17 protein-coding genes and 2 pseudogenes are annotated in these 20,521 nt (G+C 72.7%); 9 read left to right on the forward strand and 10 right to left on the reverse strand.

The genetic code is table 11. The features are described 5' to 3' along the window. Window positions 1–146 precede the first annotated feature (146 nt). Entirely contained in the window at window positions 147–1,145 is a 999-nt protein-coding gene (locus ACWDZ4_RS06120; protein WP_451507304.1) for an SGNH/GDSL hydrolase family protein, read from the reverse strand. A gap of 157 nt (window positions 1,146–1,302) precedes the next feature. Here ACWDZ4_RS06120 and ACWDZ4_RS06125 point away from each other — a divergent pair, with 157 nt between their 5' ends. Further along, window positions 1,303–2,703 carry a cystathionine beta-synthase gene (locus ACWDZ4_RS06125; protein WP_451507247.1) on the forward strand — a complete coding sequence of 467 codons (1,401 nt, stop codon included), beginning with the start codon at window positions 1,303–1,305 and terminating at the stop codon, window positions 2,701–2,703. A 297-nt stretch (window positions 2,704–3,000) separates the two neighbouring features. On the opposite strand, the gene ACWDZ4_RS06130 is transcribed toward ACWDZ4_RS06125, so the two are convergent. Beyond that, window positions 3,001–3,417 carry a hypothetical protein gene (locus ACWDZ4_RS06130; protein WP_451507248.1) on the reverse strand — a complete coding sequence of 139 codons (417 nt, stop codon included), beginning with the start codon at window positions 3,415–3,417 and terminating at the stop codon, window positions 3,001–3,003. Between the two features lie 416 nt (window positions 3,418–3,833). Between ACWDZ4_RS06130 and ACWDZ4_RS06135 the strand changes: the two genes are divergently transcribed. Further along, a complete protein-coding gene (locus tag ACWDZ4_RS06135) occupies window positions 3,834–6,284 on the forward strand; it encodes a glycoside hydrolase family 95 protein (protein WP_451507249.1) in 2,451 nt (816 codons plus the stop codon). Window positions 6,285–6,335: 51 nt separating this feature from the next. Here ACWDZ4_RS06135 and ACWDZ4_RS06140 read toward each other — a convergent pair. Then, window positions 6,336–6,485, reverse strand: a pseudogene (locus ACWDZ4_RS06140) (ABC transporter ATP-binding protein); the annotation flags it as partial. Between the two features lie 202 nt (window positions 6,486–6,687). On the opposite strand from ACWDZ4_RS06140, the pseudogene ACWDZ4_RS06145 reads away from it, so the two are divergent. From ACWDZ4_RS06145 to ACWDZ4_RS06155, 3 genes and pseudogenes are all read left to right on the forward strand, one after another. Further along, window positions 6,688–6,918: pseudogene (locus ACWDZ4_RS06145) on the forward strand (histidine ammonia-lyase); the annotation flags it as partial. An 85-nt stretch (window positions 6,919–7,003) separates the two neighbouring features. Then, on the forward strand, window positions 7,004–7,840 hold the full coding sequence (locus tag ACWDZ4_RS06150; protein WP_451507250.1) for a MurR/RpiR family transcriptional regulator: 837 nt from the start codon (window positions 7,004–7,006) through the stop codon (window positions 7,838–7,840). Window positions 7,841–7,989: 149 nt separating this feature from the next. Continuing rightward, window positions 7,990–8,604, forward strand: a complete 615-nt coding sequence (locus ACWDZ4_RS06155; protein ID WP_451507251.1) for a hypothetical protein — start codon at window positions 7,990–7,992, stop codon at window positions 8,602–8,604. Here ACWDZ4_RS06155 and ACWDZ4_RS06160 read toward each other — a convergent pair. The 6 genes from ACWDZ4_RS06160 to ACWDZ4_RS06185 all read right to left on the reverse strand — a co-directional run bounded on the left by ACWDZ4_RS06160 (window position 8,573) and on the right by ACWDZ4_RS06185 (window position 13,616). Then, window positions 8,573–8,947: a hypothetical protein gene (locus ACWDZ4_RS06160; protein WP_451507252.1), complete on the reverse strand. Its 375-nt coding sequence runs from the start codon at window positions 8,945–8,947 to the stop codon at window positions 8,573–8,575. The two genes, ACWDZ4_RS06155 and ACWDZ4_RS06160, sit on opposite strands and share 32 nt — an antisense overlap. Window positions 8,948–9,024: 77 nt before the next feature. Beyond that, the gene (locus tag ACWDZ4_RS06165; protein WP_451507253.1) at window positions 9,025–9,456 is read right to left on the reverse strand and encodes a roadblock/LC7 domain-containing protein; all 432 of its coding nucleotides are present in this window, start codon (window positions 9,454–9,456) and stop codon (window positions 9,025–9,027) included. A gap of 37 nt (window positions 9,457–9,493) precedes the next feature. Next, a complete protein-coding gene (locus tag ACWDZ4_RS06170) occupies window positions 9,494–10,243 on the reverse strand; it encodes a transcriptional regulator (RefSeq protein ID WP_451507254.1) in 750 nt (249 codons plus the stop codon). Window positions 10,244–10,290: 47 nt separating this feature from the next. Continuing rightward, window positions 10,291–10,665 carry a hypothetical protein gene (locus ACWDZ4_RS06175; RefSeq protein WP_451507255.1) on the reverse strand — a complete coding sequence of 125 codons (375 nt, stop codon included), beginning with the start codon at window positions 10,663–10,665 and terminating at the stop codon, window positions 10,291–10,293. Between the two features lie 132 nt (window positions 10,666–10,797). Beyond that, on the reverse strand, window positions 10,798–12,165 hold the full coding sequence (locus tag ACWDZ4_RS06180; RefSeq protein WP_451507256.1) for an APC family permease: 1,368 nt from the start codon (window positions 12,163–12,165) through the stop codon (window positions 10,798–10,800). Between the two features lie 104 nt (window positions 12,166–12,269). Beyond that, window positions 12,270–13,616: a diaminopimelate decarboxylase gene (locus tag ACWDZ4_RS06185; protein WP_451507257.1), complete on the reverse strand. Its 1,347-nt coding sequence runs from the start codon at window positions 13,614–13,616 to the stop codon at window positions 12,270–12,272. 119 nt (window positions 13,617–13,735) lie between these two features. Here ACWDZ4_RS06185 and hutU point away from each other — a divergent pair, with 119 nt between their 5' ends. From hutU to hutI, 4 genes are all read left to right on the forward strand, one after another. Continuing rightward, entirely contained in the window at window positions 13,736–15,409 is a 1,674-nt protein-coding gene (gene hutU, locus ACWDZ4_RS06190) for a urocanate hydratase (RefSeq protein ID WP_451507258.1), read from the forward strand. Between the two features lie 71 nt (window positions 15,410–15,480). Further along, window positions 15,481–16,695 (forward strand): allantoate amidohydrolase, encoded by a 1,215-nt coding sequence (locus tag ACWDZ4_RS06195; RefSeq protein ID WP_451507305.1) that lies wholly within the window; start codon window positions 15,481–15,483, stop codon window positions 16,693–16,695. Next, window positions 16,686–18,044 carry a formimidoylglutamate deiminase gene (locus ACWDZ4_RS06200; protein ID WP_451507259.1) on the forward strand — a complete coding sequence of 453 codons (1,359 nt, stop codon included), beginning with the start codon at window positions 16,686–16,688 and terminating at the stop codon, window positions 18,042–18,044. The genes ACWDZ4_RS06195 and ACWDZ4_RS06200 overlap by 10 nt, the downstream gene beginning before the upstream one ends. A 161-nt stretch (window positions 18,045–18,205) precedes the next feature. Continuing rightward, complete coding sequence (gene hutI, locus ACWDZ4_RS06205; protein WP_451507260.1) at window positions 18,206–19,393, forward strand: imidazolonepropionase; 1,188 nt, start codon at window positions 18,206–18,208, stop codon at window positions 19,391–19,393. 90 nt (window positions 19,394–19,483) lie between these two features. Here hutI and ACWDZ4_RS06210 read toward each other — a convergent pair whose 3' ends face one another. Further along, a complete protein-coding gene (locus ACWDZ4_RS06210) occupies window positions 19,484–20,383 on the reverse strand; it encodes an RNA polymerase sigma factor SigF (RefSeq protein ID WP_451507261.1) in 900 nt (299 codons plus the stop codon). Window positions 20,384–20,521 lie beyond the last annotated feature (138 nt).

Raw genomic sequence — 20,521 nt, forward strand, 5'->3', positions numbered from 1 at the left:
TTACCCGTACGTACGGCTGCGGTCACCGACCGGGTGATGTGATGCGGGCCTCTTTTCTAAGCGTCCGCTCAGTCGGTGGGTTTCCTTCCCCTGCCCGCCCCGTGCCCAAACTGCGGCTCCGCCCCGCGCGGCGGAGCCGGGAAGGGTCACAGCGCGCGGCGGGGCTCCGGCTGGTGGGCCGGTTCCGCCGGGACGGGGAGGCGCCGGCGGCGGCGGTGCTTGAGGAGGGCCCAGGGGGCCCGTGCGGCGGTGACCTCCGTACCGGCTTCCGCCGCGGCCTCTGCCGCCGCCTTGGCGACCGGCAGCATGTCCTCGTCGCGCGAGGCGTCCAGGCGGTCCGACTCCGGCCACAGCCCGAGCGCCGCGCACAGTGTGGGCAGTACGGCCATCGCCGCGGTCGCGTAGCCCTCCGCCGAGGGGTGGTAGTTGTCCGGGCCGAACAGCTCGCGGGGGTTCGCGAGGAACTCGGGGCCCAGCAGGTCGCCCAGCGACACCGTACGGCCGCCCTGCTCCACCGTGCCGATCGTCTGCGCCGCCGCGAGCTGCCGCGAGACGCGCCGGGCCAGCCACCGCAGCGGCTGGTAGACCGGCTCGATCGTGCCCAGGTCGGGGCAGGTGCCGACGACCACCTCCACCCCCGCCGTACGCAGGCGCCGTACCGCCGAGGCGAGGTGGCGCACCGACTGCGTGGGCGGCATGCGGTGCGTGACGTCGTTCGCGCCGACCATGATCACGCAGACGTCCGGCTGCCGCTCCCGGTCCGCCAGCGCCACCGTGACCTGGCGCTCCAGGTCGTCGGACCGCGCTCCGGGCTGCGCGACGTTGTGGAGTGCGACCGGGCGCTCCGCCACCGCCGCGAGACCGGACGCGAGCAGCGCCCCCGGTGTCTGCCCGGCCCGGCGTACGCCCTGGCCGGCCGCCGTCGAGTCACCGAGCATGGCGAGCCGCAGCGGGGGATCCATGGGGTACCCGGCCAGGGGCATGCCGTAGAGCCCGTCCGCCAGTGGGGGCACCGGGGCCCGGCCGCCACCCACCGACCGCTTGGCCAGCTGGACCTCGGCGAGGAAGATCCCCACCGCCGCCGCGCCGACCAGACCGATGCTGCCCCCGCCGTACGCCGCGCCGGCGGCGATCCGCCGTGCCACCCTTGCCCTCGACACCGTCGCAGCCACCTCCTCGAAGCCTCCCGCACACTTGCTTACTGCCCGGTAGTGGGCGCTTTTCAATCGCGCCCAGAGGTGAACGCGCCGTCGTCGGCCCTTTACGCTGGGCTGCACCATCACGGAGACCCCGGAGAAAATCGTGCAATTTCACGACTCGATGATCACCCTCGTCGGCAACACCCCGCTCGTGAGGCTGGGCAGTGTGACGGCCGGCATCCAGGCGACAGTCCTGGCCAAGGTCGAGTACTTCAACCCGGGCGGGTCCGTGAAGGACCGGATCGCCCTGCGCATGATCGAGGCGGCGGAGGAGAGCGGCGCCCTCGAGCCCGGCGGCACGATCGTCGAGCCGACGTCCGGCAACACCGGTGTCGGTCTCGCCATCGTGGCCCAGCAGAAGGGCTACAAGTGCATCTTCGTCTGCCCGGACAAGGTGTCCACGGACAAGATCAACGTGCTGCGCGCGTACGGCGCCGAGGTCGTCGTGTGCCCCACGGCCGTCGACCCCGGGCACCCCGACTCGTACTACAACGTCTCCGACCGGCTGGTCGCCGAGACGCCGGGCGCCTGGAAGCCCGACCAGTACAGCAACCCGAACAACCCGCGCTCGCACTACGAGACCACCGGTCCCGAACTGTGGACGCAGACGGATGGGAAGATCACCCACTTCGTCACGGGCGTCGGCACCGGCGGCACGATCACCGGGACCGGCCGCTACCTGAAGGAGGTCAGCGGCGGCAGGGTCAAGGTCATCGGCGCGGACCCGGAGGGCTCGGTGTACTCCGGCGGCTCGGGGCGGCCGTACCTCGTCGAGGGCGTCGGTGAGGACTTCTGGCCGTCGGCGTACGACCGGACCGTCACGGACGAGATCGTCGCGGTGTCCGACAAGGACTCGTTCCAGATGACGCGGCGCCTCGCCAAGGAGGAGGGCCTGCTGGTCGGCGGCTCCTGCGGCATGGCGGTGGTCGGCGCGCTGCGGGTGGCGGAGCGGCTCGGCCCCGACGACGTCGTGGTCGTCCTGCTGCCGGACAGCGGCCGCGGCTACCTCAGCAAGATCTTCAACGACGAGTGGATGGCGGACTACGGCTTCCTGGAGGACTCGGGCCCGTCCGCGAGCGTCGGCGACGTCCTGCGGCACAAGGAGGGCGCGATCCCCAAGCTGGTGCACATGCACCCGGAGGAGACCGTCGGCGAGGCGATCGAGGTGCTGCGCGAGTACGGCGTCTCGCAGATGCCGATCGTGAAGCCGGGTGCGGGCCACCCGGACGTCATGGCCGCCGAGGTCATCGGCTCGGTCGTCGAACGCGAGCTGCTGAACGCCCTGTTCGCGCAGCGCGCGTCCTTGAACGACCCGCTGGACAAGCACATGAGCGCGCCGCTGCCGCAGGTCGGCTCGGGCGAGCCGGTGGAGGACCTGATGGCGGTGCTGGGCGGCAAGGGGCAGCACGACGCGGCCATCGTGCTGGTCGAGGGGAAGCCGACGGGTGTGGTGAGCAGGCAGGACCTGCTGGCCTTCCTGGCGAAGCCGCAGGCGCAGCCGTAACCGCAGGCGTGAGCGCGGTCGTGGGCGCATCCGTGGCCGCGGCTTCCCGGGGAGGCGGAAGGCCGCGGTTCGCGAAAGCGGTACGAGCGCGACACGTCCGCGCAGCACCGGCTTAACACGCCTGGGGCACAGTGGTCGTTGTCGGCGTCAAGGAGAACCGGAGCGGCTCCCGGACCTCCATGGACGCCTGGACGCGAGGCCGGCCCTGAACCCGGCCCGCGCCCCTCGCGGGGACCGCCGTCGTCCCGCCCTCCGGGCAACCGGGGGTGCGGCGGTCCCCGCGCCACTGCCTCCTTCTCACTCCTCCCAGTCGGACTTCCCGCGGTCCCCGCGCAGCCGGGGCAGACCGCGCACCGCGTGGACCGCGTTGACGCCGACGATGCCCAGCCAGGCCACCACCAGGCCCTTGAGGCCCTCGTTCGCGACGCCGATCGCCGACAGCGGGACGGCGAGGACCAGCGAGACCGCGCCGAAGCCGAACCGCTCGCCGAAGCCCGGCCCGCCGCGCGGCGGCTCGGCGGTGCCCCGGGCGGTGGCCGTCCGCTGCTCGGCGAGCCGGCGCCGGACGCGGCGGTCGACCGTACTGTCGAGACGCTGCTCGACCTTCTCCAGGAACGACTCGACCAGCGCGGACTCGTAGTCCTCGCCCAGCTCCTTGCGGGCACGCAAGGTGGCGTCGAGTTCCTTCTTCAGTTCAGGGTCGCGGGCTTCCATGGTGACAACGCTAGGGAGCGGGGTGGCTTGCCGCAGTAGGGCTACCCCCCCTTTCGCGAGGGGAGAAGCCGCCGGTGCGGCCTCCTCGCGGCGGCGGCCGGCCGCCCCATGCCGCGATCACGCGCCGGTGCGGGGGGCGCGGCGCGCCGACCTCCACCACCGGGGAGGCGGAGGCGTCCGACCCGGTGAGGACCTGGACCCGCGCCCAAGCCGCCCTGCGCCTCGGACGGACAGCCCGCCGCTTCCCCCACCGCCGTACACCCGATGACTGAGCGCACATCTCGCCGAGCGGTGCCGCACTATTGCCTCGACCGCCCCTCTCCTCCTAGGTTCGGCTCGTCATTCATCCGAGCTCTTGTGCCGCTACTGCTTGAGGAGTGGGTCCGTTGTCGCGGAAGCGCACCCGGAGAACGGTCATGACCGCAGCCACCGGTCTCGCCACCGTCTCCGCCTCTCCGGGAACGACCGGCGGCGGCGCCGCCCACGCTCCCGCCGCCTCTCCCACCCTCCTTTGGTACGACGAGCCCGCCACCGACTGGGAGCGCGAAGCGCTGCCCATCGGCAATGGCGCCCTGGGCGCCATGGTCTTCGGCGAGGTGGCACGGGAGCGGTTGCAGCTCAACGAGAAGTCCCTGTGGACCGGCGGCCCCGGCAGCGCGGAGGGCTACGACCACGGCGACTGGCCCACGCCGCGCCCCGGGGCCCTCGCCGACGTGCAGAGGATCATCGACGAGAAGGGGGCGATGGACCCCGACGAGGTGTCCCGGCGGCTCGGCAACCCGGCGTACGCGACCGGCGGCAGGATCCCCGGCTTCGGCGACTACCAGAACTTCGGCGACCTCTTCCTCGACGTGCCCGGCGCTCCGGCCTCGCCCGCCGGCTACCGCCGCGGCCTCGACCTCGCCGACGCCGTCGCCACCGTCTCGTACGGCGACGGGGAGACCCGCTTCACCCGTGCGTACTTCGCCAGCCGCCCCGGCGGCGTCGTCGTCGGGCGGATCTCCGCCGACCGGCCCGGAAAGGTCTCCTTCACGCTGGGTTTCAGGAGCGCGCAGGACCGGGCGTCGGTGACGGCGAAGGACGGCCGGCTGCTCGTCCGCGGCGCGCTCGCCGACAACGGGCTGACGTACGAGGGGCAGGTACGGGTCCTCACCACCGGCGGGAAGCGGGCCGACGGCGACGACGGGCGGATCACCGTCACCGGCGCGGACAGCGCCACGTTCGTGTTCTGCGCCGGGACGGACTACGCCCCCACCCCTCCGGACTACCGGGGCGAGGACCCGCACGCCCGCGTCACGGCCGCCGTCGACCGGGCCGCCGAGCAGCCGTACGGCGAGCTGCTGCGGGCCCATGCGGCCGACCACCGGGCGCTGTTCGACCGGGTGCGGCTGGACATCGGGCAGCGCGCGACCCCCGATGTGCCGACCGACCAGCTGCTCGGCTCCTACACGGGCGACGGGGCGTCACCCGCCGACCGCGCGCTGGAAGCGCTCTTCTTCGCGTACGGGCGGTACCTGCTCATCGCCTCCTCGCGGCCCGGTTCGCTCCCCGCCAACCTCCAAGGCGTGTGGAACAACTCCAACACCCCGCCCTGGAACGCGGACTACCACACCAACATCAACCTCCAGATGAACTACTGGCCGGCCGAGCCGGCGAACCTCGCGGAGACCGCCCGGCCGTACCACGAGTTCATCGAGGGCCTGCGGGCGCCGGGGCGCAGGACCGCCCGGTCGATGTTCGGCACGCAAGGCTGGGTGGTGCACCAGAACACCAACGCGTTCGGCCACACCGGCGTGCACGACTGGCCCACCTCCTTCTGGATGCCGGAGGCCAACGGCTGGCTGGTCCAGCAGCTGTACGAGCACTACCTCTTCGGCCGGGACGAGGACTTCCTGCGGGAGACGGCCTACCCCGCGATGAAGGAGGCGGCCCGGTTCTGGCTGGCGAACCTGCACACCGACCCGCGCGACGGCAAGCTGGTCGTCTCGCCCGGCTACTCGCCCGAACAGGGCGACTTCACGGCCGGTCCTTCCCTCTCCCAGCAGATCGTGCACGACCTGCTCACGAACACCGCCGAGGCGAGCGAAGTCCTGGGCGCCGACGCCGGGTTCCGTGCGGAGGTCAGGGACGCGCTCGACGGCCTCGACTCCGGGCTGCGCATCGGTTCGTGGGGCCAGCTCCAGGAGTGGAAGGCCGACCTCGACAGCCGCACCAACACCCATCGGCACGTCTCCCACCTCTTCGCGCTGCACCCGGGGCGCCGGATCGAGGCCGGTTCGGCGTACGCCGACGCGGCGCGCGTGTCGCTCACGGCGCGCGGGGACGGCGGCACCGGCTGGTCGAAGGCATGGAAGATCAACTTCTGGGCGCGGCTGCGCGACGGCGACCACGCCGCCAGGATGCTCGCCGAACAGCTGAAGTCCTCCACCCTGCCGAACCTCTGGGACACCCATCCGCCGTTCCAGATCGACGGCAACTTCGGAGCCACGGCCGGCATCGCGGAGATGCTGCTCCAGAGCCACGGGCGCGACGCGGGCGCGGACGCAGGTGCGGGCACTGTCGTCGACGTGCTGCCCGCGCTGCCCTCGGTCTGGGCCGCACGCGGGTCGTACGACGGCCTGCGCGCCCGCGGCGACTTCACCGTCGGCGTGGACTGGCGGCGGGGGGCGGCCACGGAGATCCGGATCACCTCGGGCAGCGGGGTGACCGCGAGGCTGCGCAGCCCGCTCTTCGCGGGCCCGTTCCGTGTCGTACGGGACGACGCGCAGGACGGGGAGCCCGCCGGTCACACGGTGGACGACGGCGTGCTCACCCTGCCCACCCGGGCCGGCGAGCACTACCGGATCGTCGCCCGGCCGGCCGGCTGACGGGGGTCACGCGGTGACGGCCGCGAAGACCACGATGCCCGTCGTGTCGCCGAGGACGGTGCGGTGCGGGAAGAGCCCCGACTGCTGGATGACGTAACCGGTGCCGCGGCGCAGCTCGGCGGCGTCCGCTTCGAGGATGTGCCGGCCCGCGACCCGGATGGTGCCCGAGGCCGGGTCGAGCATGCGGTGGGTCATGTGGAGCGCTTGTGCGCTGCGCCGCATGTGGGCATCGGCCGTTCCCTGCCGGGACTGCATACAATCATGCAGAATTCTGTGTGACTGAATAGATGCCCATGCCCCGAGGTGAATCACCGGTGGCGGCCGGCCGGTGTGCGAGACGAGCTGTCCGGAAAGGAGGGGTTCACGAATGAAGTCGTCCCACAGGGCGGTCGTCCCGGGCGGGCAGAGCCTCCCCGTCGCCGATGCCGTACGGCTCGCCCACGGCGCCGGCTGCGAACGTGCCGCCGCCGTAGGGGCGTTGCGTCAGCGTGATCTGCGCCCTGGCCCGGCGCTCCCGGTCGGCCGCGCCTTCGCGCTCGCGGACGCCGCGCTCGATCCCGGACACGTGGACCGCCCGCTCACCGATGATGTGACTGCGGCGGCCGCGCTGCTCGACCGGTTCGCGGACACCTGATACGCGGGCCTCCGATTCACCGGCCTCCGATTCACCGGCCTCCGATTCACCGACCTCCGATTCACCGACCTCCGAGGGGGATGGCATGAGCGACAGCCCTGCCGCACGACTGCAGCAGCTCTTCGACGGGCACCGGCTCACGCCGACCCAGCGGCGCATCGCGCACTGCATGGTACGCAAGGCCGCCGAGGTGCCGTTCCTGTCGAGCGTCGAGCTCGCCGAACTGGCCGGGGTCAGTCAGCCCTCCGTCACCCGCTTCGCGGTCGCACTCGGCTTCGACGGCTACCCGGCGCTGCGCAAGCACCTGCGCGAGGTCGCGCCCGCCGAGTCCGCGCGGGGCGAGGACCACTACAACGAGTACCAGCAGGCCGTCCAGGCCGAGATCGAGAACCTCCAGCACCTCGCCGAGCTGCTCACCGACCCCCGTCCGGTCGAGGAGGCGGGCCGGGTTCTCGCCGCCTCCCGTCCGCTGCCCGTCCTCGGCCTGCGCGCCGCTTCTTCGCAGGCCCGCGGTTTCGCGTACTTCGCCGCGAAGGTCCACCCGGACGTACGGCTGCTCGACGAGGGCGGCACGATGCTCGCGGACCGCATCGACGGGGCCCGCCGGGCGGGCGCGAGCGCGCTGCTGTGCTTCGCTCTGCCGCGCCATCCGCGCGAGGTCGTGGACGCGCTGGCGTACGCGCGCGAACAGGGCCTGACGGTGGTGACGGTCGCCGACTCCGCCTTCGCGCCCGTGGCCGCCCACAGCGACCTGCTGATCCCGGCGGCGGTCGGCACGGGCCTCGCCTTCGACACGGCGTGCGCGCCGATGCTGCTGGGGCGGGTGCTGCTGGAGGCGATGTGCGACGGCCTGCCGGACGCGCAGGCGCGGCTGGAGGAGTTCGACGCGAAGGCGGCGGCGCGGGGCCTGTTCGTCGAGTGACCGGCGGCCCTTGGCCCGGTCCCGCCCGCTGGGTCCGCCTGGGTCCGCCTGTGTCCTTCCGTGTCATCGGCGGTTTCTCAGACGGTGCTCAGAATCGGGCGTTACCCTCCCCGACTGGAAACAGTCGAAGCCGGCAAGGAGGGGCGGTCGTGGGGCGCGGAGAACAGGCACAGTCGTTGGCGCGGGTGGCGGTGGTCGTACGGGCCGGGGCGGCGCCGCTGTGGTGGCTCGGACTGTCGGCCGCCGGGATCGGAGCACTCGTACCCGGCCTGACCGGGCGCAGGATCGGGCTGCTGGCGGGGGCCGCGCTCTGCGTGGTCGCCGCCGCGACCACCCTGCTCGCGCGCAGGGGCCGTTACACCGCTCTGGCCTCGGCGGCCACCCGCGCCGCCCGCCGCGACTTCCTCCAGGACCGGTCCGTGACGGCGCGGGTCCGGCGTCGCGGCCGCCGCTGGTGGCTGGCGGCCGCCTTCCTCGCCGCCGTGGGCACCTCGTTCGCCGTTCCGGGCGCGGGCGGACTGCTGATGGCGGGCGCGGGCGCCGGACTGTGGCTGAAGGCGGTGTGGATCGGCGCCGGGGAGCGCCGCGAGGAGACCCTGCTGTGGGTACGTACCGACTGGCTCGGCGGCGGACCCGCCGGCAAGCGGGTCGCGGTGTACCGCACCACCGGGATCGCGGCGGGCGACGCCGCGCCGGGCGGCGCGCGGCGCCGCCCGGCACCCGCGGCGGTGCTCACAGGTCGAGTTCGGCCTCGATCCTCTTGAGCTGGTGGCGGGCCATCGCGAGATTGGCCCGCGCCTTGTCCAGCGCCAGGTAGAGGAACAGGCCGTTCGTGCCGCGCCCCTTCAGGAGCCGGATCAGGTGGTACTGGCCGCCGAGGGTGATCAGGATGTCCTCGATCTCGTCCTTGAGACCCAGGTGTTCCATGGTGCGGACCTTGGCGCGCACCACATCGGTGTTGCCCGCGGCGGCCACCGTCAGGTCGAGGTCCTTGCCGCCGCCGAGGGTGCCCAGTGCCATGCCGCTGGTGTAGTCGACCAGGGCGACACCCAGGGTGCCCTCGATGCCGGTCATCGCTTCCTTGAGCGCGGTTTCGGTGTTGGCCATGAGCGTCGCACTTCCTTTTCGTCCGATGGTTCGTCCGGTGGTGTTCCTGGCTGCTGCTGCCGTGCGCTTCGGTACGGTCATGCGTTCTCCCGGGCCCGGGCGCCGTCGACCAGCGCGCCGATGCGGACACTGGCCCGGCGCGCCTCCAGATGGAGGCGGCCCACGTTGACGCGCGGTTCGGCGAGGAGCGTGAGGACGGCGGAGGACCCCGCCGCGTAGGTGGCCACGTAGCCGTCGTCACCGCGCACGAGCAGCTCGCGGAAGGCGCCCTGCCCGGTCGCGTCCGCCAGCCGTACCGCGACGCCGAGCGCCGCCGCGGTGAGCGCCGCCACCCCCTCGGCCTCCACGGCCGGGGTGTCCTGAGCCAGTACGAGGCCGTCGACGCTCGCCGCCAGGGACCCGGTCAGCTGGGGGACCCTGGCTCTCAACTGCCGCAACTCGTGGAGGACTTCGGGCTCGGACGCCATCAGCATTCTCCTTTCGGCACGTTGTCTCAGGGCGCGCCTCATGACGCGGTGGCGAGGGCCGCGCCGACGGTCCGGGGAATCACAGACTTGCCTCCAGGGCGTCGCGGAGCCGGCGCAACAGGGCGGTGTCCGGGTCGTCGGTGGTCTGCAGGGCCAGCGCGACCCGGGCGGGCACGGGGGGCGGGGGCGCCGGGGTGTCGCGGGGCGTGGCGACCGTCCCCGCCGCCGCGAGCCTGCGTACGTCGACCAGCGTGTGGAAGGCCGGCCGGCCCAGGGCCCGGGCGATGTCCCCCGGGGTGCGTTCGCCGTCCGCCAGGTCGAGGACGGCGCGCTGCCTGCGGGTGACCGGCCGCCCCGACGGTCCGCTGCGGCGTACGACGGGGGCGGTGTCGGTGTCCGGGTACGGCCAGAGCCCGTCCAGCAGCCGTCTGCGCCGCCACGACTCCCGCTCGACCGCCGCGGCGGAGACCGGGCGTATCCGGCCCAGCCAGTGGGCCGCCCCGTAACGGAACCGCGTCGGGCCGCTGCCGGGGGCGAGGACGAAGAAGGCGGCGTCGAACAGCGCGCTCAGATGGCAGAGTTCCAGCTCGCCGCCGGTCAGCCGGCCGCTGTCGACGAGGAAGCGCCCGACCCGGCCGCGGGCGCCCGCCCGGTCGACGGCCTCCCGCCAGTCCGCGGCGGGCAGCCGCCCGGCCGAGGTCAGCAGTACGTCGATGCCGGGCGCCGCCGGGCTCTCGGCGTGCACGATCCGTCCCTCGTCGAGGTAGAGGGTCCCGTGGTCCCGCAGCAGGGCGCCGGTGGCGCGCTCGGCGGCCAGCCGCACGAGCATCGGGGAAACGGTCGCGGCCCCGGTCGTGGCCCCGGCCCCCGCCCCGGTCATGCCAGGACCAACTGCTCGGCGAGGCCGCGCAGGCGTAATCGGGCCAGGGCCAGATTGCCTTCCTCGCGGTCGAGCCACAGGTGCAGGAAGACGCTGCTGTCGAAGGCGGTCTCGACGAAGCGCAGCAGGTGGTAGCCGCTCGGCGTGGTGACGATGACGTCCTCGACGGGGAGCCCCTGCGGGGAGAACGCCCGGTACTCGGCGGCCATCCGGGCCAGTTCCGCGGTCTCCGCCGCGGTGGCCTCGTGGTCGCCGTTGGGCGACTGCCCTTCCGTACCGAGCGCGAGCCCGCTCGTCCAGTCCACCAGGGAGGCTCCGAGGGCGCCGGGCACGGCCATCGCCGAGAGCAGACATTCGTCGATTCCGGGCATGCGGAACCCCCCTTCCGGCGTGGCACACGGATGCGGTCTGCCGGACACACGTTCTGTGGCAGTGGTGAGGACGTTACGTAAAGAGAGGTGCGCCGGCACGTGGTTCCGGCATTTTCCCGGCGCACATGCCAGCTAGCTTTCGCCTCGTATCTTCATTACTGCTTTATTGATCGCCCAGAGACCGATTCCGATCAGAAGTAGGACACCTGCGCGGATGTACACGTCCGCCGGCCGGTCGGCCAGCGGACTGGCGAGGAGGATCGCGGTGATCGCGCCGAGCACCGGCAGGATCGTCGGCGTACGGAAGTGGCGGTGCGCCACCCGGTCCTTGCGCAGCACCAGCACGGTGACGTTGACGACGGCGAAGACGCACAGCAGGAGGAACGCCGTGGTGTCGCCGAGACCCTCGATCTCGCCCGTCGACACCAGGCCGATCGCCAGCAGCGAGACGAAGACGATGCCGACGACGGGCGTACGGCGCCGGGACAGGACGCGGCCCATGGCGCGCGGCAGGATGCGCTCGTTGGCCATTCCGTAGCAGAGCCGCGAGGCCATCATGATGTTGATCAGCGCGGAGTTCGCCACGGCGAACAGCGCGATCAGCGCGAAGAGCCTGGGCGGGAAGTCGACCCCGCCCGCCTTCACGACCTCCAGCAGCGGCCCGCTCGACTTCTCCAGCGTCGTGTAGTCGACGAGCAGCGAGGAGACCAGCGCGACCAGGACGTAGATGGTGCCGGTGACCGCGACACCGATGAAGATCGCCTTCGGGAAGGTGCGCTGCGGGTCCTTCGTCTCCTCCGCCATGTTGACGGAGTCCTCGAAGCCGACGAAGGCGAAGAAGCCGAGCGCGGTGGCGCCGAGCACACTGGTCAGCAGGGCGTAACCGGTGCCGGACGCCTGGAACTCGCCGAGCCGCGCGGGCTCGCCGTCGCCCGAGAACACGGCGTACGCGCCGATCACGAGGATGATCGCCAGGCCGGTCAGCTCGACGAGCGTCAGCACCACGTTCGTCTTCACCGACTCCGAGACGCCGCGCAGATTGAGCGCCGCGAGCGCCACGATGAACAGGATCGCGACGAGCGTCGGCGGCACGGCGTCCGTGAACTCCGCCAGGTAGTCGCCGCTGAAGGCGCGGGCGGCCGCGCTCGCGGACGACAGGCCCGAGCACATCACCATGAAGGCGATGATGAAGGTGAGGAAGGGGACTTTGAAGGCCTTCTGGGTGTAGAGCGCGGCGCCGGCCGCCTTCGGGTACTTGCCGACGAGTTCGACGTACGAAGCCGCGGTCAGGACCGCGACGAGGAAGCCGATCGCGAACGGCAGCCACAGCGCGCCGCCGACCTTCCCCGCCACCTTTCCCGTGGTGGCGTAGATCCCGGTGCCCAGGATGTCGCCGATCACGAACAGGATCAGCAGCTTGGGCCCGAGCGCGCGCTTGAGCGGTGTCTCGTCGACGACTGGTGCGGCGGATGCGCCGGGTGTGGCGTCGGATGCGGACAAGGGAACCTCCCCCGAGATGGACTGGGGGATGTTCTGCCCGGTGCGGCCGGTGTGATGCGTGTGGTGCGACGCGTGCCGTCCGGGCCACAGGTGCGGCCGGAACCTCAGAAGTCCAGGAGCGCGTCCGCGTGTTCCCCGCCCGACTCGGCGACGATCTCGTCGAAGGTCTGCGGCGGCCGTACGACGCTGAAGCGGACCCCGTCGGCGGTGGCGGTGGCGGTGAAGCCGTGGATCCCGGCCCTGGCAAGGCTGTTGTAACCGTAGTGCGCGGCCATGCAGTACGCCCCGGTGTCCAGCACCGCCGCGTAGTCGCCCTGTTCCAGGAGCGGCAGCGGCCGGTTCTCGGCGAGCAGGTCGCCCGCGAAGCACGCGGGGCCCGCCACGTCCTGCGCGACGGGCGGGCCCGGCTTGGGCAGGCCCTCCGCGTCGTACGCGGTGATGCGCAGCGGCCAGGACTCGGGGGCGTACACGGTCCGCGTCGCGACCTGGACGCCCGCGTGGGTGACGGCGATCGGCCGGCCGCCGGAGGTCTTCGCGTACTCGACGCGGGCGAGGACCGTGCCGTGCTTGGCGAGCAGGGAGCGGCCGAACTCGGTGACCAGGCCGTAGCGCCCGTCGAGCAGGCCGGGGACGTGCTGCTTGAGGAGGCGGGCGTAGTCGGCGTACGTCGGGGTCTCGGTGTCGGAGGCGAAGTCGACGGGGAGGCCGCCGCCGATGTCGACGGTGTCGATCTGCCGGCGGCCCGCCGCCGCGTTGACCTCCTCGGCGAGTTCGTACGCCGCCGCCACGCCCCGGACCATCAGCTCCAGCGGCAGGCCCTGCGACCCGGAGTGGGTGTGCAGCCGGGTCATCCACGGCCGGTCGAGGTAGGCGCGCACGGCCCATGCGCGGGCGCCGGGATCACGCAGCGCCACGCCGAACTTGGACGTGGCGGTGGCGGTGGAGAGCGCGCCGATGGAGCCGCCGCCGATCTGCGGGTTGACGCGCAGGCCGACGGGGGAGGCGGGGGCCGCCGACTTCACCAGCGTGTCGATGCGCGCCAGCTCCTGGGGGTTGTCGGCGTTGACCGCGATGCCCAGGGCGAGGGCTTCGCGCAGCTCGGCTCGGGTCTTGGCGGGGGAGTCGAGGACGGTGTCCGCCGGGCGCACGCCGGCGGCGCGGGCCAGGGCCAGCTCGCCGGGGCTCGCGACTTCGGCGCCGATGCCCCCGTGCGCGTACAGCAGCCGCAGGACGGGGACCAGTGGCGTCGCCTTGACGGCGAAGGCGTGCAGGACCGGGGTGCCGGGCGGGGTGACCTCGTCGAACGCGGCGCGCAGGGCGGCGGCCGAGGCCCGGATGCCGGTGATGTCGAGGAGACCGGCGAGCGGGGCGCCGGGGCCGACGACCCCCTGCTCGACGGCGGCGCGTACGGCCCGCTCGCGCCGCTCGGGTGCACTCATGTCCGAAGCCATGTGTTCCAGCCAACCACCGGCTCCGGCCGCGCGCGGGCGGCCGGCGGTATTGACTAGTTCTATTCACCCGGCCAGGATGTGAATAGACGACGATGCAGTCACTTGCGAGGAGGCACCCCATGTCAGGACCCCGCCCCGTACGGGCACCGCGCGGTACGGAGCTGAGCGCCCTGGGATGGCAGCAGGAGGCCGCCCTGCGCATGCTCCAGAACAACCTCGATCCCGAGGTCGCCGAGCACCCCGACAAGCTCGTCGTCTACGGCGGCACGGGCAAGGCGGCGCGGGACTGGCGCTCGTTCGACGCCATGGTGCGCACCCTGAAGACCCTGAAGCAGGACGAGACGATGCTCGTCCAGTCCGGGCGCCCGGTCGGCGTCATGCAGACCCACGAGTGGGCGCCGCGCGTGCTCATCGCCAACTCCAACCTGGTCGGCGACTGGGCGAACTGGGAGGAGTTCCGCCGCCTGGAGGCGCTCGGCCTGACCATGTACGGCCAGATGACCGCCGGGTCGTGGATCTACATCGGCACCCAGGGCATCCTCCAGGGCACGTACGAGACCTTCGCGGCCGTCGCGGCGAAGCGGTTCAACGGCACCCTCGCCGGCACGATCACCCTCACCGCCGGCCTCGGCGGCATGGGCGGCGCCCAGCCGCTGGCCGTGACGATGAACGACGGCGTCGCCATCTGCATCGACGTCGACCCGCGCGCCATCGAGCGCCGCACCGAGCACCGCTACCTCGACGTGAAGGCGAACAGCCTGGAGCACGCCCTCCAGCTCGCCGTCGAGGCCCGCGACGCCCGCAGGCCGCTGTCCATCGGCCTCCTCGGCAACGCGGCCGAGCTGCTGCCGCGCATGCTGGCCGAGGGCGCGCCCATCGACATCGTCACCGACCAGACCAGCGCCCACGACCCGCTCGCGTACCTCCCCGTCGGCGTCGAGTTCGACGACATGGCGTCGTACGCCGCCGAGAAGCCCGCCGACTTCACCCTGCGCGCCCGCGAGTCCATGGCGAAGCACGTCGAGGCGATGGTCGGCTTCATGGACGCCGGCGCCGAGGTCTTCGACTACGGCAACTCGATCCGCGGCGAGGCCCGGCTGGCCGGGTACGCGCGCGCCTTCGACTTCCCCGGCTTCGTCCCGGCGTACATCCGCCCGCTGTTCTGCGAGGGCAGGGGCCCCTTCCGGTGGGCGGCGCTGTCCGGCGAGGCGTCGGACATCCACAAGACCGACAAGGCGCTGCTCGACCTCTTCCCGGCGGACGACTCCGCCCAGAACGCGTCCCTGCACCGCTGGATCAAGATGGCCGGCGAGCGCGTCCACTTCCAGGGCCTGCCGGCCCGCATCTGCTGGCTCGGCCAGGGCGAGCGCGACAAGGCGGGCGCCCTGTTCAACGACATGGTCGCCGACGGGACCCTCGCGGCCCCGCTCGCGATCGGCCGCGACCACCTCGACTGCGGCTCGGTGGCATCCCCGTACCGCGAGACCGAGGCCATGCTCGACGGCTCCGACGCGATCGCCGACTGGCCGCTGCTCAACGCCATGGTCAACGTCGCCTCCGGCGCCTCCTGGGTCTCCATCCACCACGGCGGCGGCGTCGGCATGGGCCGCTCGATCCACGCCGGCCAGGTGTCGGTCGCGGACGGCACGGAGCTCGCGGGCGAGAAGATCCGGCGCGTACTGACGAACGACCCGGGCATGGGCGTCATCCGTCACGTCGACGCGGGCTACGACATCGCGGAGAAGACGGCGGACGAGCAGGGCGTACGCGTCCCGATGCGGGAGGGCGAGTGACCTCCGTGGCGCCCGCCGACGGCCCGCCGCACCCCTCCGCCGCCGGCTCCACCTCCACCTCGTTCCACGAGATGTGGGCGGATCTGTTGCCGATCGGCCGCGACGACGGCTCCGGCGGCTACCGCCGCTACGCCTGGACGGCGGCGGACACCGACTGCCGCGCCTGGTTCAGGGCCCAGGCCGAGTCCCGCGGCCTGACCTACGAGGTGGACCGCAACGGCAACCAGTGGGCCTGGCAGGGCGATCCCCTCGCCGGGGACGCGGTCGTCACCGGCTCGCACCTCGACTCGGTCCCGGACGGCGGCGCGTTCGACGGCCCGCTCGGTGTCGTGTCCTCCTTCGCCGCGCTCGACGAACTCCGCCGCAGGGGAGCGGAGTTCACCAAGCCGGTGGCCGTCACCAACTTCGGTGACGAGGAGGGCGCCCGCTTCGGTCTGGCCTGCGTGGGCTCCCGGCTGGCGGCCGGTCAGCTGACGGCCGCCAAGGCCCACGAACTCCGGGACGGGGACGGCGTCAGCCTCCCCCGGGCGATGGAGGCGGCCGGTCACGACCCGGCCGCCATCGGCCCGGACCCGGAACGCCTGGCCCGTATCGGCGCGTTCGTCGAGCTGCACGTGGAACAGGGCCGGGCGCTGGCTGTGTCCGACAGCGGCTCCGCCGCGGGCGCCGGCCACCCCGTCGGCATCGCGTCCGCCATCTGGCCGCACGGCCGCTGGCGGTTCGACTTCCACGGCGAGGCCAACCACGCGGGCACCACCCGCCTGGAGGACCGCCGCGACCCGATGCTGACGTACGCCGAGACGGTCCTCGCCGCCCGCCGCGAGGCGCGGCTCGCCGGGGCCCTCGCCACCTTCGCGAAGGTCGCCGTCGAGCCGAACGGTGTCAACGCGATCCCGTCGCTGGTCCGCGGCTGGCTCGACTCGCGCGCCGCTGACCAGGAAACTCTCGACCGGGTCATCGCCGGCATCGAGCAGGCGGCGCACGAGAACGCCACCCGCTGCGGCATCGACCTGCGCATCACGCGGGAGTCGTTCACCCCGGTGGTGGAGTTCGAGCACGCCCTGCGCGACGAGCTCGCGAAGCTCCTCGGCGGCGGCATCCCCGTCCTCGGCACGGGCGCGGGACACGACGCGGGTATTTTGTCCGCTTCGGTCCCGACCGCCATGCTGTTCGTACGGAACCCCACGGGCATCTCGCACTCCCCGGCCGAGTACGCCGCCGAGGACGACTGCGTCGCGGGGGTCATCGCACTCGCCGACGTACTGGAGGGGCTCGCGTGCACGTGACCTACTGGCTGGAGCACGCCTGGCTCGACGCCTTCGTCGAACCGGGCGTGGCCCTGACCGTGTCCACCGGTGGCTCCGCCACGGGCACCGACGGCCGGATCACGGCGGTCCGCAAGGACGTCCCGGCCCCGCCGCCCGGCGCCGTGGTCCTGCGGGGCCTGACCCTCCCCGGCCTCGCCAACGCCCACTCGCACGCCTTCCACCGGGCGCTGCGATCCACGGTGCAGGTGGGCTCGGGCACGTTCTGGACGTGGCGGGAGGTGATGTACGGCGTCGCCTCCCGCCTCACCCCGCAGACGTACTTCGACCTCGCCCGGGCCGTGTACGCGGAGATGGCGCTGGCCGGGGTCAGCGCGGTGGGGGAGTTCCACTACCTCCACCACGCGCCGGGCGGCACCCCCTACTCCGACCCCAACGCCATGGGCGAGGCCCTGATCGCGGCCGCCGCCGAGGCCGGCATCCGCATCACCCTCCTCGACACGGCCTACCTGGCGTCGGGCTTCGGTACGCCGCCGAGCCGCCCGCAGCAGCGCTTCTCCGACGGCACGGCCGACGCCTGGGCGGAGCGCGCGTCGCTGCTCAAGGACCGCGACCACGCGCGGATCGGCGCGGCCGTCCACTCGGTGCGCGCGGTCCCCGCCGGCCAGCTGGCGACGGTGGCGGCCTGGGCGCGGGCCCGCGAGGCCCCGCTGCACGTCCACCTCTCGGAGCAGACCGCCGAGAACGACGCCTGCCTGGCCGCGCACGGCTGCACCCCGACCCGGCTGCTCGCGGACCACGGGGTCCTCGGCCCCCGCACCACGGGCATCCACAACACGCACCTGACGAACGAGGACATCGCCCTCATCGGCGGAACCTCCACGGGTACGTGCATGTGCCCCACGACGGAACGCGACCTGGCCGACGGCATCGGCCCGGCCTCCCGCCTCCAGCGGGCGGGCTCGCCCCTCTCCCTCGGCAGCGACAGCCACGCGGTGATCGACCTCCTGGAGGAGGCCCGCGCGATGGAGCTGAACGAACGCCTCAGCTCCCGCACCCGCGGCCACTGGACGGCGGCGGCCCTGCTCCGGGCCGCGTCGGTGGACGGCCACGCGGCGCTGGGCTGGCCGGACGCGGGCACGATCGAGCCGGGCGCCCTGGCCGACCTCACGACCATCGCCCTGGACTCGGTCAGGACGGCGGGCCCACTGCCGCGCCTGGGCGCCGAGACGGCGGTGTTCGCGGCCTCGGCCTGCGACGTGCGCCACACGGTCGTGGCGGGCCGCCACATCGTGAAGGACGGCGCCCACACCATGATCCCGGACGTCCCCCGGGCCCTGGCCGAGGCGATCACCGCCGTTTACAGATAACGGGTACGGGCGCGGCGCCTGAGGCGGGCTTGTTCCCCACCCGCCCCTTCCCACTCCACCCCGGCCCGGCCCGGCCCGCCCCGGTCCGGGAAGGGGCGGGCCGGGGAACAAGCCCCGCGCAGCGGTCGGCCCCAGCCCCCACCGCCCCCCGAGAGGACCCCGTGAGCACCACCCTCGTCACCAACATCGGCACCCTCGTCACCAACGACCCCGCCCAAGGCACCGGCACAGGCCCCCTCGGCCTGATCCAGAACGCCGCCGTCGTCATGGAAGGCGACCGCATCGCCTGGGTGGGCGAAGCCGCCGCCGCACCCGCCGCCGACACCTCCTACGACGCGCAGGGCCGCGCCGCGATCCCCGGTTTCGTCGACTCGCACTCCCACCTCGTCTTCGCCGGCGACCGCACCCAGGAGTTCAACGCCCGCATGTCGGGCCGCGCCTACTCCGCCGGCGGCATCCGCACCACCGTCACCGCCACCCGCGCCGCGTCCGACGAGGCGCTCGAAGCGAACCTCACCCACTACCTCCGCGAGGCGCTGCGCCAGGGCACGACCACCTTCGAGACGAAATCCGGCTACGGCCTGACCACCCACGACGAGGCCCGCGCCCTGCGCATCGCGTCCGCCCACACCGACGAGGTCACCTACCTCGGCGCCCACATCGTCTCCCCCGACTACGCCGACGACCCGGCGGCGTACGTCGAACTCGTCACCGGCGACATGCTCGACGCCTGCGCCCCCCACGCCCGCTGGATCGACGTCTTCTGCGAGAAGGGCGCCTTCGACGGCGACCAGGCCCGCGCCGTCCTCACCGCCGGCAAGGCGAAGGGCCTGCACCCCCGCATCCACGCCAACCAGCTCAGCTACGGCCCCGGCGTCCAGCTCGCCGCCGAACTCGACGCGGCGAGCGCCGACCACTGCACCCACCTCACCGACGCCGACGTGGACGCCCTCGCGAACAGCCGTACGGTCGCCACGCTGCTGCCCGGCGCCGAGTTCTCCACCCGAGCCGCCTGGCCCGACGCCCGCAGGCTCATCGACGCGGGCGCGACCGTCGCGCTGTCCACGGACTGCAACCCGGGCTCGTCCTTCACCAGCTCGATGCCGTTCTGCGTCGCCCTGGCGGTACGGGAGATGGGCATGACCCCGGACGAGGCGATCTGGTCGGCCACGGCGGGCGGCGCGGCAGCCCTCCGCCGCACGGACGTCGGCCGCGTCACCCCCGGCGCCCGCGCCGACCTGGCCCTCCTCGACGCCCCGTCCCACGTCCACCTCGCCTACCGCCCCGGAGTGCCGCTCGTCGCCGAGGTATGGCACCGGGGTGTGCGTACGGCCGGGCACGCCGGGTAGGCATCACGGCGAAGAAGAGGGCCTGCCCCGGATAGCGCCTGGGGCAGGCCCTCACTTCTTCATGGGCTCGTCGACGCGTACGCCGGGGCGTCACTCCTCCAGCGTCAGGCCCTTGCGCAGCTTGGTCAGCGTGCGCGACAGCAGGCGCGACACGTGCATCTGCGAGATGCCGAGCTCGTCGCCGATCTCGGACTGCGTCATGTTGGCGACGAAGCGCAGCGAGAGGATCTTCCGGTCCCGTGCAGGGAGCCCGGCGATCAGCGGCTTCAGGGATTCGATGTACTCGATGCCTTCGAGTCCGTGGTCCTCGTAACCGATGCGGTCGGCCAGCGCGCCCTCGGAGTCGTCCTCCTCGGGCTGGGCGTCCAGCGAGCTCGCGGTGTACGCGTTGCTCGCGGCCATGCCCTCGACGACCTCTTCGTTGCTGAGGTCGAGGCGCTGGGCGAGCTCACTCACCGTGGGGGAGCGGTCGAGCTGCTGGGCGAGCTCGTCGCCGGCCTTGGCGAGGTCCAGACGCAGTTCCTGGAGGCGCCGCGGCACGCGGACCGACCAGGACGTGTCGCGGAAGAACCGCTTGATCTCGCCGACGATCGTCGGCATCGCGAAGGTCGGGAACTCGACGCCTCTGCTGAGTTCGAAGCGGTCGATCGCCTTGATCAGGCCGATGGTGCCGACCTGGACGATGTCCTCCATCGGTTCGCTGCGGGAGCGGAACCGGGAAGCGGCGAACTTGACCAGGGCCAGGTTGAGTTCGACGAGTGTGTTGCGCACGTACGCGTACGCGTGCGTTCCCTCTTCGAGGGTTTCCAGACGTCCGAAGAGCGTCTTCGACAGTGCCCTGGCGTCCAGCGCCCCCACCTGGTCGTACGGGGGGATCTCCGGGAGCCCTTCAAGGCCCTCGGGTCCGGTCTCGATCTGCTCGGGCGGGGGTGTCGACGTCGCGGTCTGCTGCGGGGGAAGCGTGCGCGGGTCGTCGAGCCGGGGTGACATGGTGTCCTCCATCGTTCTCGGCATATGGCTGCCGATGCCGATACGTCTGCGTGCGATGTGCGGCGCCTCCAAAGCCGGTCGTGTTGGTTGTGTCCCTCCTACCCCTACCCGCTCGTGACCGGCACTCGCAAGTTCCTT

The sequence above is a fragment of the Streptomyces sp. NPDC003016 genome (assembly GCF_053591455.1).